Genomic DNA, 14,739 nt, shown 5'->3' with positions numbered 1-14,739 from the left:
ACACACGTGATCCGGCGGACGACACGCGTGACTGGATGGACGACACGACAGCCACTTTGTCCCTAGCCGCCCTTACCACTCACGAGGACTCAGCCGATGCCCGCGGCGAACACGTGCATCGCGGTGTTCGACGGCAAGGTCACCGCGACGACCTCCTTCCCCGCGGTCAGCGGGACGGAGTTCGCGAACACCCGGTACGGCGTGGTCGGATACGCCGCCCCCGCGCGGGTGTTCTTGCCCAGCACGGTCGCCACCGTGGTCGCGCCGTACTGGGCCGGATCGGCGCAGCACCAGTTGGGGAATCCGAGTTCGGCCTGACTGGTACTACCGTCGGCATAGCGGACGACGACAGTGCCCTTCGCCGTGCCCGTACCGGTTCCCGCCAACACCAGCTTGGCGCCCGTTCCTCGCACCGCGATGGTCTGGCCGGACGCGAGGACGTTGTCCTTCTGCCCGGTACCGGTTTGCGGCCAGGTGAGCTGAGCACCGAGTGCGGAGAAGCCGGCACCGGGTTTGAGACCGGCTTCGGCGAGCCCTTCCGCGCGGAAACTGCTGCCACCGCCGTCGATGTCCCCCACCGCGACGTGGGCCGCGTCGGTGACGCCGACATTGCCATAGGCCGCGGCCAGCGAAGCGTGCGGCACGGTGACCGTCACCGAGTCGGTGACCCGATTCTCCCCGAGCCGCGCCTGGTACGACGCCGACGCGGTGAGCTGGTAGTCGTCCGGTTTGATTCCCGCGTCCGGGGTCACCTTCACCGGGACCCGCACGGTCTCGCCGGGCATCACCAGTCGCGGCCCGGCCGGTACCTCGGCGCGGAATCCGTTGGCGGGCACGGAGAACTTGACGTTCCGGACCGGCAGCGGCGTGCCGTTGGTGAAGCTCAGCGTGCCCGTCGCGGTCTGCCCGGGACCAGCGACCGCCGGCACGGAGAGGGCGACCGAGCCGTTGCGGTCCTCGGGGAAGATCCCGCCGACCGCGCTCGTGCCGAACAGCCGGACGTCCTGACGGTCACCGGCACCGATCTTGCCGGTCTTGACCCGCGCGACCCCGCCGGCGGCCGGATCGAACCACCAGCCCGACGCCGCCGCGTCCAGTTCGGCCTTGCTGCCGTATTGCCGCAGGATCGAGGTCCCGGCCAGTACGGTCGCGGGCTTGCTTCCCGTGTGGACGGTCAGCTGGTAGTTCCGCGACGCCGGTTTCCCGGCGTAGGAACCGGAACTGGCACCGATCCCGACCGTCACCGTGCCCAGTCCGGACGTCGGCGCGTCGACGGTGAACGTCTGCTTCGCCTGATCGCCGTTCTTGTAGGCGCGAGTCACGCCGTCGTCCTCGGTGAGCGTGAACGAACCCTTGCCCTGCGGATAGACGTCGAGATCGAGCACGCCCTTGTCCCTGGTCTGCCACGACTTCGTGCCCTCGGCCCACATCGGCACCACGGCCCCGGCGCGGACGAACAGCGGCAGTGTGTCGAGCGGTGCGTCGTAACCGTCCACAGTGGTCGGTCCGGTGTAGGTCTTGCCGCTCCAGTAGTCGACCCAGGTGCCCTTCGGCAGGTAGATGCCGTTGCGCACGGTCGAGTTCTCGTACACCGGCGCGACCAGGAAGTCCTTGCCGGACAGGAACTCGTACTTCGCCTTCTCGCCCCAGACGTTCGGGTCGTCCGGGTATTCGAGCGCCAGCGGGCGGACCTGGCCGACGCCGGTCTTGTGCGCCTCCACCGAATGGCTGTAGGTGTAGGGCAGCAGCCGCTCCTTGAGCAGCAGGTACTTGCGGTTGATCGAGGTGTACGGCTCGCCGTGGCGCCACGGCTGCTTGTCCGACGCGGCCCAGCCGTCCATCGTCATCGAGACCGGCAGGAACGCCTTCCACTGCAGGTCGCGGACGTAGGTCTGCGGGCTGCCGCCGAAGATGCCGTCGATGTCGCCGGTGTTGTACGCGATCCCCGACGTCGTGGCGCCGGCGTAGGTCGGGATCTGCCACTTGATGTAGTCGTAGGAACCGGCCTGGTCGCCGCTCCACAGCACGCCGCAGCGCTGCGCGCCCGCCCAGCTGACCGGCGTCCAGACGAAACCGCGCGCGTCGCTGTTGTCCTCGATGCCCTTGTGCGCGGTGTCGCAGGCGTCCAGCGCGAATTGGTATCCCGGGCCGACCCACGCGACGTCGAGTTTGCGGACCCGGACCCCGGCCTTGACCTCTTCGACCTGGTTCGGCACGCCGTTCTCGGTCCACAGCCCGAGTTGCATGTTGTTCTTGCGGAGGCCTTCGCCGGTCTGCTGGAGGTTTTCGTACCCGCAGCCGTAGCCGTCGTTGACGAGCATCCAGCCGTTGGGCATCCCGTGCTCGGTGTACCCCTCCGCGACCTTCACCGCGTCCAGGGTGTGCCGTTCGCCGCGGTTGGCGTTGTGCAGGTAGCAGTCGGCGTCGCCGTGTTCGAGACCGTAGAGCGGTGGCAGGAATGGTTTCCCGACGAGATCGGTGTAGCCGGTGATGACGTCCTTGAGCCCGTCGCCGACGACATACGTCGCGTCGAACCGGCGCTCGTCGTGCGTGGTGCGCACCGGCTCGGTGAAGGCGTAGGTGCCTTGCGCGAAGGTGTTGCGCAGCACGCCGTATCCCGCCGTGGAGGCGTAGAACGGCTGCGAATTCGGGGCCCCGCCGTCGTTCCAGTTGTAGTCGGCGAAGATCCGGATCGTCCGGTCGCGGTGGCTGAACCGGCCGTTCTGCTCACCGCCGCCGACGAACTGCTCGGCCGCCGTTCGTGCCAGGGTCTGCGTGGTCTGCTTGCCGGTCCAGGACAGCGGCGCCGACTCCTCCCAGAGCCGCTTGCGGTCCGCGCCGTCGTACAACGCGAGCCGCAACGGGTGTTTGTACGCCCGCAGCGTGGCCTTCGCAGTGGAAACCGCCCAGTAGTCCCCCTTGTCGGTCCTCTGCGGCGTCACCGGCTCGCCGGTGCGCGGCAGCACGATCTTGCTCCCGGCCGGATCGGTGAACGTGCCGTCCGGCGCCAGCCAGATCCGGACGGCGCCTTCGGCCGGGAAGCTGACGCGCACCGCGGCGCTTCCCGAGTTCAGGGTGACCGTGGCGCCGTCGCCGGAGATCCCGGTCAGATCGCCCAGTTTGCCGGACGACGCCGCGGCCGGATCGGCGTGGGCGGCGACCGGGGAAAGCCCGAGTAAGGCCACTGCGGCCAAACAACTCAGGGATTGCGCAACTCTGCTCATTCGAGACACCTTTCGCGCATGAATACGCAAGATGGTCTCTGTATAGCGCACGGTTCGCGCAAAGTCATCCGCCGAAGCGGTGCTGCCGACTTTCGTCGGGTCGTACGAAGATCCTTATGGGGCAACGGGTGTGCGCGCCCTGGATGTCATGAAAGGGTCGTTCAGGACATATTTTGTCCTGAACGACCCTTTCATGACACTCGGGAGCGGAGCGGTCAGACGGCTTGGACCTCGACACCGGCGGCCTCGAACGCCGCCAGTACCTTCGGGTCGGCGTTCGAATCGGTGACCAGCGCGTGCACCTGCGGCGTCGCGCAGATCCGCGCGAACGCGCGGCGGCCCAGCTTCGAACCGTCGGCGACCGCGACGACGCGTTCGGCCCGCTCGACCATCAGCCGGTTGATACTCGCCTCGCCTTCGTGGTGCGCGAAGGCGCCGGCGTCCGCGTCGAACGCGTCGACGCCGAGGAACAGCAGGTCGATCGTCAGTTCGCTGAGGACACGGGTGGCCAGCGGACCACTGAGCTCGAACGACTGCGGACGCGCGACCCCGCCGGTGACCACGATCTTCACGTGTGGCCGCACCGCCAGTTCGTGCGCGATGTTCAGCGCGTTGGTGACCACCGTCAGCCCGGGTGAATCACGGAGACTGGCCAGATCGGACCGCGTGGCCAGCGATCGCGCGACCCCGGCCGTGGTCGTCCCACCGTTGAGGCCGACCACCATGCCCTGTGCCACGAGTGCCGCCGCGGCGACGCTGATCCGCTGCTTCTCGGGCACGTGCCGCGCGGTCTTGTAGCGCAACGGCAGGTCGTAGGCGAGGTCGTTGGCCACCGCACCACCCCGGGTGCGGGTGAGCAACTGCTGCTCCGCCAGATGATCGAGGTCGCGCCGGATCGTGGCCGCAGAGACGTTCAACTCCTCGGCCACGTCCTCGACGTCGATCTTTTCCCGCTGCCCCAGCAGGTCCAGCAGGGTGCTCAGCCGTTCGTGCCGGGCCATCGGCGCCACTCCTAGCTCGCTGCGGCCTATCGCGCATGACGTTGCGCTGTTGGCCACTGTTTCGAGCAGTATGCTGCATCGCGGTTGTCCGCCGCGAGCGGCACGCCGGTCGAGTGGCCCGGCCGCTCACTTCATCCGGAAGTCAAGGTGTTCCGGCAGCGGTTCGTTCGAAACCGCCGCCCAAGTGTCCGATAAAGACGTTTCCCCTTCCCTGATGTTCGCGACTTCGAAACCGGTGTCGTACACGGCCTTGGCCCCGGCGACGTCGCCTTGGGCGAGCAGGGTGCGGGCGGTCAGCAAGGCAATCCGCCCTTCCCGGGGAAGCCCCTCCAGCAGCGCACTCGCCTCTTCCGGGAGGCCCGCCGCGAGTTGCGCCGCGATCGCCTCGACGACCAGCGGCCGCACCGACGGCGCGAGAGTGACCGCTCGCCGGTACAGCCAGGCGGCCTCGTGCCCGGCCGTGGCGACCGCGAGATTCCGCAGGGCCCAAGGGTTCTCGTCCACCGAGACCGATTCACGCCAGGCGCGGACCGCGTCCGAATGCCGTCCGGCCGCCCAGTGCGCGACACCGCGGTGATACCAGGTCAGCCAGTTCTTCGGGGCGTACTCCATGAGATCCGCCCAGTACCTGTTCACCAGCGTCGGCGGCGGTACGGCGAGCGGATCCCCGTCCGGCGGCGTCCCGTCGAGCAGAGCGAGCCAGGGCTCCTGGTCCGGCCCGAGCGATTCGTCCGGGAACGGCGTACCGGGCAGGCACATCGGCGCGCGCCGGTTCTCCAGCGCACCCCAGCCGGAACCGGTGGCCAGGAACGATTCCGGGGTGACGTCGGCGATCTTCCGCCAGTCGTCGTGGTATTCGTCCATGGCTTCCGCCGACGGCAGACCGGCGGCGACGGCCTCACACGCCGTCGCCCAGTCTTCCCCGTGCGCCGCCGCGGGATCCGCGGTGACCGGGCCATAGGCCTCCAGCCAGTCCCAGCTCTCCCCAGGCGGCAACCGCAGATGCTCCAGCTGAGTGCGGGCCAGCCCGGCCTGGATCTCCAGGTAGCCACCGGCATCCGGGGCAAGCCACTCCTGCCAGCGGCGCCCACCGGTGGACTCGCCCCACAGGAACAGTTTCCGGCCGCGCAACCGGCCGGTGGACAGCTGGGCCAGCCCCGTCCCGTCCGCCTCGACGGCAGCGACCCACGGCCTTCCGGTCACCTCGAAGAAGTAGTCCGCCGCGGCTTCGGCGCGGGCCGGATAGGTCAGCTCGCCGGGGACGCCGACCAGGTCGAGCCGTCCCGAATAACCGTAGTGCCACGCCTGGGTCGCGGGCGCCAGCACGCGGGTGCCTTCGTTCTGTGGCACCGCGATGTTCGACCACCAGTACACCGGGACGTCGTAGGGATGCGGGTTCCGCACCCGCACGGCGACGAGCAGCCGATCCGACCCGTCCGGCAGCCAGAAGTCGATCTGGTACGGCAGGTCGCGGGTGCGTTCCCACTCCCACAACCGCAGCACCGGCGTGCCGTCCGGGCCCTCGATCTCGGCGGCGAACATCGGCTCGCAGGTCAGCGTCGTATGCCCGGTGCTCCCGAGGTTCCACTCGACGCCGCCGGCGAACCACGCGTCCCGCAGCGCGAGGTTCGCGGGCTGGAAGACCGGATTCCGGTAGAGCAGTTCGCGTCCGGACGGCTTGTGGACCAGCGAGTACAGCCGCCCGCCCAGCGACGGCAGCACCGTGGCGCGCAGCTTGTCGTTCTCCAGCACCAACGCCGGGAGCTCGCGTTCCGTGCGCTCCCGGGTGTAGCCGTCCTGAAGCAGGCACGGCAAAGGTGTGTCCAGACGGCCGTAGCCGATGTTCTCCGCCAGGTCCGGTGGCAGCTCGTCCACATTGGACACCTTGGCCACCGCTTCGGGTTTCCGGAGCGGCGGCAACGGGTTCTCCGGCCCCAGCTCGGCGGCCGGGAGCAGCAGACCGGTGCGGTACAGGCGGGTCATGCGTCCGGGAGCCTGTCACCCGTCGCGGCGTCGAACAGGTGCACCGCACCCGGTTGCGGGGTCAGGGAGATCGGCTCGCCACGCTGCCACGGGGACATCCCCGGCGTGCGAACGGTCAGCACGCGGTCGCCGTCCCGGCAGTAGAGGTACTGGTCGCTGCCCAGTTCCTCGACGACCTCGACGATGGCTTCGAAACCGCCGTCGCCGATCGTCCAGCCCTCGGGCCGGACACCGACGACGATGCCGGGGCCGGCCAGCGCCGACCGCTGCGCCGCGGTCAGCGGCAGCCGCGTGCCACCGGCGACGGCGCCACCACTGTCCACAGTGGTCTCCAGCAGGTTCATCGCCGGCGAGCCGATGAACCCGGCGACGAACACGTTGACCGGCTTCGCGAACAGCCCGACGGGCGTGTCGCACTGCTGCAGGATCCCGTCCTTCAGCACGGCGACCCGGTCGCCCATGGTCATCGCCTCGACCTGGTCGTGCGTGACGTAGAGCGTGGTGATCCCCAGCCGTCGTTGCAGGGAAGCGATCTGCGTCCGCGTCTGCACCCGGAGTTTGGCGTCCAAGTTGGACAGTGGTTCGTCCATCAGGAACACACTCGGCTCGCGCACGATCGCGCGCCCCATCGCGACGCGCTGCCGCTGGCCGCCGGACAGCTTCGCGGGCTTGCGGTCGAGGTACTCGGTCAGGTCGAGCACGGCGGCGGCCTCGCGCACCTTGCGTTCGCGTTCGGCCTTCGCCATTTTCGCCAGCTTCAGGTGGAAGCCGATGTTCTCCCCCACCGTCATATGCGGGTAGAGCGCGTAGTTCTGGAACACCATCGCGATGTCCCGTTCCTTCGGCGGCAGTTCGGTGACGTCGCGATCGCCGATGTGGATGGAGCCGTCGTCGACGCCTTCCAGCCCGGCGAGCATCCGCAGCGTGGTCGACTTCCCGCAGCCGGACGGGCCGACCAGCACCAGGAACTCGCCGTCGGCGACCTCGAGATCGAGGCCGTCGACCGCGGGACGTTCCACTCCGGCGTAGAACCGGGTGGTGTCGGAGAAGGTCACGGTGGCCATCAGGTCCTACTTTCCGGCGCCGAGGGTCATGCCGGTGATGATCCGGCGGGCGAGTACGAGGTAGAGCACGAGCATCGGGAGCACGACGATCGCCACACCGGCGATCAGGCCGCCGTACTCCGACTGGTAGCTCGCGGCCCCGTAGAAGGTGAACAGCGCGCGGGACAGCGTGAAATGCGCCTGGTCCTTGAGGAACACGATCGCCAGCAGCGTCTCGTTCCACAGGCCGATGGCGTTCAGCGTCAACGCGGTGATCATGCCGCCGCGGGTCAGCGGCAGCATCACCGAGAAGAACGTGCGCGTCGGTGAGGCGCCGTCGAGCGCGGCCGCCTCCTCCAGTTCGTCCGGCAGCGACCGGAAGAAACCGGTCATCAGGAACACCGTGAACGGGATGGACAGTGCCACGTACAGCACGAACAGGCCGTACTCGTTGTCCATGTGCACTTTGCTGAGCACCACGAACAGCGGGATGATCACGGTCTGGAACGGCACGCCCATGCCGATCGCGACGACGTTCGTCATCGGACCGGCACCGCGGACGCCGAGCCTGGTCAGCGCGTACGCGCAGGGCGCCGAGACAACGACGGTCACGACCGTCGCCAGCCCCACCAGGACCACGGTGGTCAGCACCGCGTCGCCGAAACCGGCGTTGTTCCAGGCGTAGATGAAGTTCCGGAACGGCTTGCCGTTCTTGAACCATTGGTACGGCAGGTCGAACGGCTTGGTGAAGATCTCCACCGGTGTCTTGAACGACGCCGTGAGCAGCCAGTACAGCACCAGGATGTTGCCCGCGGTGAACAGCCACACGATCGTGGTGCCCAGTATCCGCAACGGGCTGAACCGCTTGGAACCGGGCGCCGGACGCGGTTTGCGTGGCGGCTTGCGCACCGGTTTCGCCGGTCGCCGCGCGGGCGCCTCGACGTCGGTGACGGACATTTCGTCTCCCTCAGAACTGGATCGCGTCACGGCGCATCAGACGGCGGAGCAGGACGACGAGCACGGACACCAGCGCGATCATCGCCACCGCGCAGGCACAGGCGGCACCGAAGTCCGGCGTGCCGTTCGAGCCGAAGGTCCGGTCGAACACGTAGATCCCCAGCGTCCACGCCTCATTGGGCGGGGCGTAGGTGCCGGGACCGGCCAGCACGAACACCAGCTCGAAGATCTTGAGCGCGTTGATCGTCCACAGCACCCCGGCGACGCCGACGACGTCCCAGGTCATCGGCAGCGTGATGTTCCTGAACTTCTGCCACGGCGACGCGCCGCCCAGTTCGGCGTCCTCGTAGAGATACGGCGGGATGCGGTCGACCGCGGCCATCAGGATGGTGATGTAGAAGCCCGAACTGGCCCAGATCAGCGAAGCCGTCACCACCCCGGTCACATTGGACGGTGCGAGGAACTTCGCCGCGTCCGCGCCGAGGCTTTCCAGCACGTAGTTCGCCAGCCCCTGTTTCCCTGGCTGGTACTTGAACACGAAGCCGAGGAACATGCCGAGCGCCACCGGCGCCACGATGTTCGGGAAGAACAGGATGGCGCGGACGATCTTGCCGCCCCTCATGTCCCGCAGCACCATGGTGAACAGGAAGGCCAGCGCGAACGTGCCGATCCCGCCGAGGAACACGTAGATCAGCGTGTTGCGGAAGGCGTACTGGAACGAGTCGCTCGCCCACATCTGCGTGTAATTGGTGACGCCGTTGGGTTCGGGGGTGTCGCCCGCGCCCGCCCAGCTGGTGAAACTCAGCACCACGGTCGCGAGCGTCGGCAGGACCAGGAAGGCCAGGTACAGCACCAGCGCCGGCGCGGCGAACGGCCAGAACAGCCGTTTCTTGCGGCGCAGATGAGCCCCGGCCTTCACGGCCCGCGCCGGCGGTGTTGTCGGCGTCGTCGGCGTCGTGACCGTCGCCATCAGCCCTGGTTCTTCCAGAACTCGGCGCTTTTGACGGCGAGCTGGTCCACGAACTGCTGCGGGGTGAGCTGGCCCTTCAGCAACGCGATGTCGGCCGGGTCGAAGACGTCGGTCTGCCATTTGCCGCCGGCGACGCCGTCGATCCCGTCGTACTGCAGGACGTGCTCCTTCTTCGGGTCGTCCAGCGCGGCCTTGACCTGCTTGAGGTCGTCCGGCACGGCGAGGTCGGCACGCGGCACGAGGTTGTCGGCCACGATCGGGATCCCGGCGAGCAGGTCCTTGTTGAGGAAGTAGGCGATGAACGCCTTGGCCGCCTCTGCGTGCTTGGCCTTCTTGGTCACCGAGAAGCCGATCGACATCTGCTCGACGGTGTCGTGCGTGGCGCCTTCGGGCATCGGGAACTGGAAGGAGCTGTAGTTGATCTTCGTCCCGGCGCCCTGCTTGTCCAGGTACTCACGGGTCTCGCTCGGCGCCCAGCTGCCGACGTAGAGGAACCGGGAGTCGCCGTCGGCCCAGCGCTGCTGCACCTGCGGGAACTTCGCCGCGTCCCAGCCGTCGATGAAGTACTTGGGCAGCTTCGCGGTTTCGGTGGCGGCCTTGAGGAAACCGGGCTCGGTCTTCCACGACTGGCCGGTCTTGTCGGTCGCCGCCTTGTACAGCCCGCCCGCGCCGACGAACCGCTCGGCGAGCTGGGTGTAGTAGTACATGTTGTAGAACGGGATGTCGCCGTCGAGGCTGATGGCGGCCTTGCCGTCGGACTTCGCCTTGTCGAACAGGGCGATCAGCTCGTCCATCGTCTTCGGCTGCTGGATGTCGCCGGCGGTGTCCTTGTTGAACCACCAGGCGCTCGACTGGATCGTGTACGGGACCATGAAGTTGTGGCCCTCGCGGTCCTTGTTCTGCGGGAAGTCGTACGAGCTCGGCGAAAGCACGTCCTTGACGGTCTTGTCGCCCTCGCCGACCTTCATCGCGAACACGTCGTCGACGCTCTGCGTGCCGCCCGGCGTCATGACCGCCGCGCCGACCTTGCTGACGTCCTGGTCGAACAGATCCGGCACCGCGTCGGTGTTCAGCGCGGGCACCAGGTTCTGGGTGTAGGCCTTACGGCCCAGCCACTGCACGTCGACCTTGACGCCGGTCTTCTCCTGGAAGCATTTGAAGGCCTTCTGGAGGACCTTGCCCTGAGGCTCGTCGGCCGTCCACATGGACCAGTACGTGAATTCCTTGTCCGTCGCGGGTTTCACTCCCGCTTCCGGACAGGGCGCGTTGAGGAACTGGTCGACGCCGGGGAGCGCGTTCTCGCCGGTGCCACCGGCCACGTCCCCGCCGCCGCATCCCGCGAGCAGGAGCGCCGCCCCTGCCGTCAATGCCGTCAGCCTGCCTACCCGCATCCGCCACCACCTGGATCGAAGATCACACAAGTTCTGCTTGTTGTTGCGCAGTTTTGTGAGGTTTCACGCACATGTCAACACTCAATCGCGCAAAGTCTGCTCAATCGTCACCTTGACCGGTTCAACATGATCAAGCGTGAGCACTCCCAGCAGCCGCCGCACCTCGACGGCCACCGCCGCCCTTCCCGCACCGAGGTACTTCCGCGGGTCGACGCGCTCCGGATGCGCGCGCCAGTCTTCCGCGGCCGCGGCGGTGAACACCTTGTTCAGCTGGGTGGCGATGTTGATCTTCGTCATCCCGGCCCGCACGGCTTCGGCCAGCCCCTGGTCCGGCACGCCCGACGAACCGTGCAGCACCAACGGCACCGGCACCCGCTCCCGCAGCCTTGCGATCAGTTCGAAGTCCAAGGCGGCGTCACGGGTGAGCATGGCGTGCGAACTGCCCACCGCCACCGCGAGGGCGTCGATGCCGGTGGCCGCGACGAACTGCGCCGCCTCGTCCGGATCGGTGCGCGCGCCGGGTGCGTGGACGCCGTCCTTGCCCCCGACTTCGCCGAGTTCGGCCTCGACCCAGACCCCGTGGTCGTGGCAGTACGCGGCGACTTCCCTGGTCGCGCGCACGTTGTCGGTGTAGTCCAGTTTGGACGCGTCGAACATGACGGAGCCGAAACCGAGCGAGACCGCCTCACGGACGAGGTCGGCCGATTCGGCGTGGTCGAGATGCACCGCGACCGGAGTGACGGCGCCTCTCGCCGCGGCCAGCGCCGCCGTGCCCACCGGCGCCAGTGAACCGTGGTACTTCACGGCGTTCTGGCTCAGCTGCAGGATCACCGGCGCTTCCGCCGCGGCCGCGCCGTCGACGATCGCGGTGATGTGTTCGAGCTGGATCGCGTTGAACGCGCCGCCGCCGTGCCGGGCCGCCGCGGCGGCACCGACGATCTCCCCGGTTCCCACCAGAGGCATGACGTCTCCTAATCCGGGCGGGCGCGCACGGCGACCAGCCCCTGTTCGGCTTCGTAGTGCGCGAGGTCGACGTCCCCGGCCAGCGGGCCCAGCACGGCCGCCCCGGACAACGCGACGGCGCGGCGCAGGATGTCCGGCCACGGTTCGGCGCGGCTCAGTCCCAGCGCCAGCGCCGCCACGACCGCGTCGCCGGCGCCGGTGGTGTTGCCACTGAGCACAGTGGACGGTGCCGCGTGCCAGGTGCCGGATCCGGTCACCGCCAGCAGCCCCTCCGGGCCCAGCGAGACGACGACGGCGCCGGCCCCTGCCTTGCGTAGTTCGGTCGCGGCGGCCACCGGATCCCGCAGGCCGGTGACCTCGCGCAGTTCGTCGGCGTTCGGTTTGACCACGGACGGCCGCCCGGCCAGTCCGGCGAGCAGCGCCTCGCCGGAAGTGTCCAAGATGGACGGTCCACGACCGAGGAGTCCGGCGTACCCCCCGGCGCCCGGCGGGAGGCTGCCCGAGCAGACGAGCACGTCCGGTTTCCGGGCCCGGACGGCCGCCGCAAACGCTTGCCACTCGTCTTCGGCGAGCCGCGGCCCCGGCTCGTTCAGCAACGTGACCGAGCCGTCGCCCGCCAGAACCGTGGTGGTACGCCGGGTCTCCCCGCCGATCGGGACCGCGGTGGCCGGAATGCCCGCCGCCGCGAGGTCGCCGACAACGGCGGTTCCCGTCGCGCCACCTGCGGTGAAGATCGCGCGGACGTCGGCGCCCAGCGTGTGCAGCACCCGGGCGACGTTGACGCCCTTGCCGCCCGCCCGGTGCCGCACTTCCCGCACCCGGTGCACGTCACCGGGCCGCAGACCGTCCACTGTGTAGGTGACATCCAGCGCGGTGTTCGGCGTGACGGTGACGATCACGGCTGCCTCATTGTCTGTTGGTGAACCCGCGACCGCGATCGACGTCGGCAGGACGCTGCCTGGTCTTTCCTGTCACGGATGCGAATAGGGCGCCCTGCCACCGCGATAGCGGGGCCTTCGGCCGGGGCGGGTTCACGCGTCCGGGCACTTTTCCGAATACCTCACAGCTCCGCCAACGAGCTTTCAGGTGAGGACGACGGAACGAGTGAGGCTGCGGGGGTTGTCCGGGTCGAGTCCCTTGCGGGCGGCGATGGCCCCGGCGACACGCTGGGCGCGGACGAGGTCGGCGAGCGGATCCAGGCCGCTCTCGACGAACAGGCCGCCCGCGCGGGCGACGTCGTCGGCCAGCCCTTCCGGCGCCTGTCCGAACATCCACGTCACGCGGCCGGGTTCGCTGATGCTGATCGGCCCGTGCCGGTAGTCCCACGCCGGGTACGACTCCGTCCACAGCAGACACGCCTCGCGGAACTTGAGCGCGGCTTCGTTCGCGATGCCCACCGACCAGCCGGTGCCGAGGAAGCTGAACTGCTCCGCGGCGACCAGTTCGTCGGGCAGCGGTTCGGCGAGCACGCGTTCGGCCTGGTCGGCGACCGCGGTCAGGTCCTCGCCGAGGTGCGCGCGCAGCATCGCCAGCGCCGTCGTCGCGAACCGGGTCTGCACGACCGAGCGTTCGTCCACGACGGACAGGTCGACGATCGTGTCCGCGGCGGCGTCGATCTCGCGGGGCACGCCGGTGATCGCGATGGTCGGCGTCCTGCCCCGCAGTTTCGCCAGCAGGGCGTGGACCTCGGTCGTCGTACCCGACCGGGTCAGCGCCACGACGTGGTCGTAGCCACGGCCCTCCGGGAACTCGGAGGCGGCGAAGGCGTCGGTCTCGCCGAGCCCCGCGGACTCGCGGAGGACGGCGTACGCCTGGCCGATGAACCACGACGTGCCGCAGCCGACGATCGCGACCCGCGCGCCCGGCGGCGGCAGCAGATCACTGTTCGCCGAGGCCAGCGCCGCCGCTTCCCGCCAGCAGCCGGGCTGGCTCGCGATCTCCGCCGCCATGAAGGTCCCGCTCATGAACTCCCCATCCGTGCCAGTTGTGCGCAATAGCTGTCACGTTAGGTGCAGTTTTGTGCAACGTCAATGCTCTGTTAGCGCACTTTCACGCATTTGACTCGCGCAGATGTGCAGGATGGACTGGCGGTGACCGGCGTCACACTCGAAGCTGTCACAACCTCTCCGGCCCACTCGTCATGTGTGCAGGAACCGACCGAGAGGAAAGATCATGGAACCGCGCGTCAACCTGTTCGAGAACGAGGTCATCCTCAAGTACGCCAAGCGTCTCGGCGCCGCGAACCGGCCGATCGAAGAGTCCTCGTTGCCGCACGCGACCCAGGAACTGGTCAAGCTGCGCGCCAGCCAGATCAACGGCTGCGGCTTCTGCACCGACATGCACAGCAAGGACGCCGCGCACGCGGGCGAGACCTCGGTGCGGCTCAACCTGGTCGCCGCCTGGCGGGAGGCGAACGTGTTCACCGAGCCTGAGCGCGCGGCGCTGGCGCTCACCGAGGAGGGCACCCGCATCGCCGACGCGCACCACGGCGTCAGCGACGAAACCTGGGCGCAGGTGCGCAAGCACTACGACGAGGAGCAGATCGGCGCCCTGATCGCGCTGATCGCCACGATCAACGCGTACAACCGGCTCAACGTCATCGCCAGGACGCCGGCGGGCGACTACCAGCCCGGCATGTTCGACTGATCCTCGCGTCCAGCGACAACAGGATCGCTTCGCCGGACAACGATCGAGCTGCCACGGGCTGATAAACCTGCGGAAACACGCGATCCGGAGGTTCAGCCCGTGCAACTCGACGTCCGTTTCTTCCCGGTGACCGGGACCCATCCGCTCAGCACCGACCTCGTCGGGCTCCGCGCGAACTTCCACTACGGCTCCGGGAACGTGCTGGAGCAGCACTACGCGGACCGGACGACGATGATCTGGACGGGTGTGTCCGGCGACTTCGCCGGTGTCCGGCAGAAGGAGGCGACACTGCGTGTCTTCGAAACCGGACCGGCGCAGTATTTCGTCACCTGGTATGAAACCGGAACCGTCGCTACGGCCGCACACGGTGAGGTTTTCGACGGCGGTTACCCCATCGCGGTGATGGCCGACTTCGGCCGTCTGATCGCGACGGCGGCGTATACGAATCCGCGTGAGGACGGCGGGCAGTATTTCCTGGTCGACCAGGCGACCATCGAGATTCTGGAGCGGCCGCACGGGTGGCCGTCCTTTCCCGCGACAAAGTCCTCCGCCGAAAGTTAA

General features: G+C 68.4%; 12 protein-coding genes. 2 read left to right on the top strand and 10 right to left on the bottom strand.

Annotated elements, in window-relative coordinates; translation table 11 throughout:
* Nucleotides 1-89: 89 nt before the first annotated feature.
* From DMH03_RS29980 to DMH03_RS29935, 10 genes are all read right to left on the bottom strand, one after another.
* Nucleotides 90-3,224 (bottom strand): TIM-barrel domain-containing protein, encoded by a 3,135-nt coding sequence (locus DMH03_RS29980; protein WP_233611712.1) that lies wholly within the window; start codon nt 3,222-3,224, stop codon nt 90-92.
* Between the two features lie 215 nt (nt 3,225-3,439).
* Nucleotides 3,440-4,225 carry a DeoR/GlpR family DNA-binding transcription regulator gene (locus tag DMH03_RS29975; protein WP_125795312.1) on the bottom strand — a complete coding sequence of 262 codons (786 nt, stop codon included), beginning with the start codon at nt 4,223-4,225 and terminating at the stop codon, nt 3,440-3,442.
* A 126-nt stretch (nt 4,226-4,351) separates the two neighbouring features.
* Nucleotides 4,352-6,208, bottom strand: coding sequence for a DUF5107 domain-containing protein (locus tag DMH03_RS29970; protein ID WP_125795311.1), 1,857 nt, complete (start codon nt 6,206-6,208; stop codon nt 4,352-4,354).
* Complete coding sequence (locus DMH03_RS29965) at nt 6,205-7,272, bottom strand: ABC transporter ATP-binding protein (RefSeq protein WP_125795310.1); 1,068 nt, start codon at nt 7,270-7,272, stop codon at nt 6,205-6,207. The genes DMH03_RS29970 and DMH03_RS29965 overlap by 4 nt, the downstream gene beginning before the upstream one ends.
* Nucleotides 7,273-7,278: 6 nt before the next feature.
* Complete coding sequence (locus DMH03_RS29960; protein ID WP_125795309.1) at nt 7,279-8,208, bottom strand: carbohydrate ABC transporter permease; 930 nt, start codon at nt 8,206-8,208, stop codon at nt 7,279-7,281.
* Between the two features lie 10 nt (nt 8,209-8,218).
* The gene (locus DMH03_RS29955) at nt 8,219-9,178 is read right to left on the bottom strand and encodes a carbohydrate ABC transporter permease (RefSeq protein WP_125795308.1); all 960 of its coding nucleotides are present in this window, start codon (nt 9,176-9,178) and stop codon (nt 8,219-8,221) included.
* Entirely contained in the window at nt 9,178-10,569 is a 1,392-nt protein-coding gene (locus DMH03_RS29950) for an ABC transporter substrate-binding protein (protein WP_125795307.1), read from the bottom strand. The genes DMH03_RS29955 and DMH03_RS29950 overlap by 1 nt, the downstream gene beginning before the upstream one ends.
* 81 nt (nt 10,570-10,650) lie before the next feature.
* Nucleotides 10,651-11,532, bottom strand: a complete 882-nt coding sequence (locus tag DMH03_RS29945; RefSeq protein WP_125795306.1) for a class II fructose-bisphosphate aldolase — start codon at nt 11,530-11,532, stop codon at nt 10,651-10,653.
* 8 nt (nt 11,533-11,540) lie between these two features.
* The gene (locus DMH03_RS29940) at nt 11,541-12,431 is read right to left on the bottom strand and encodes a 1-phosphofructokinase family hexose kinase (RefSeq protein WP_125795305.1); all 891 of its coding nucleotides are present in this window, start codon (nt 12,429-12,431) and stop codon (nt 11,541-11,543) included.
* Between the two features lie 183 nt (nt 12,432-12,614).
* A complete protein-coding gene (locus DMH03_RS29935; protein WP_125795304.1) occupies nt 12,615-13,496 on the bottom strand; it encodes an SIS domain-containing protein in 882 nt (293 codons plus the stop codon).
* 208 nt (nt 13,497-13,704) lie between these two features.
* Here DMH03_RS29935 and DMH03_RS29930 point away from each other — a divergent pair, with 208 nt between their 5' ends.
* Both DMH03_RS29930 and DMH03_RS29925 read left to right on the top strand, forming a co-directional pair.
* Nucleotides 13,705-14,178: a carboxymuconolactone decarboxylase family protein gene (locus DMH03_RS29930; protein WP_125795303.1), complete on the top strand. Its 474-nt coding sequence runs from the start codon at nt 13,705-13,707 to the stop codon at nt 14,176-14,178.
* Between the two features lie 99 nt (nt 14,179-14,277).
* Nucleotides 14,278-14,739 carry a MoaF C-terminal domain-containing protein gene (locus DMH03_RS29925; RefSeq protein ID WP_125795302.1) on the top strand — a complete coding sequence of 154 codons (462 nt, stop codon included), beginning with the start codon at nt 14,278-14,280 and terminating at the stop codon, nt 14,737-14,739.

The organism is Amycolatopsis sp. WAC 01376 (genome assembly GCF_003947415.1).
Classification (GTDB): Bacteria; Actinomycetota; Actinomycetes; order Mycobacteriales; family Pseudonocardiaceae; genus Amycolatopsis.
The sequence above is the reverse complement of the archived record's forward strand: the minus strand, read 5'-3'. Positions and strand labels throughout refer to the sequence as shown.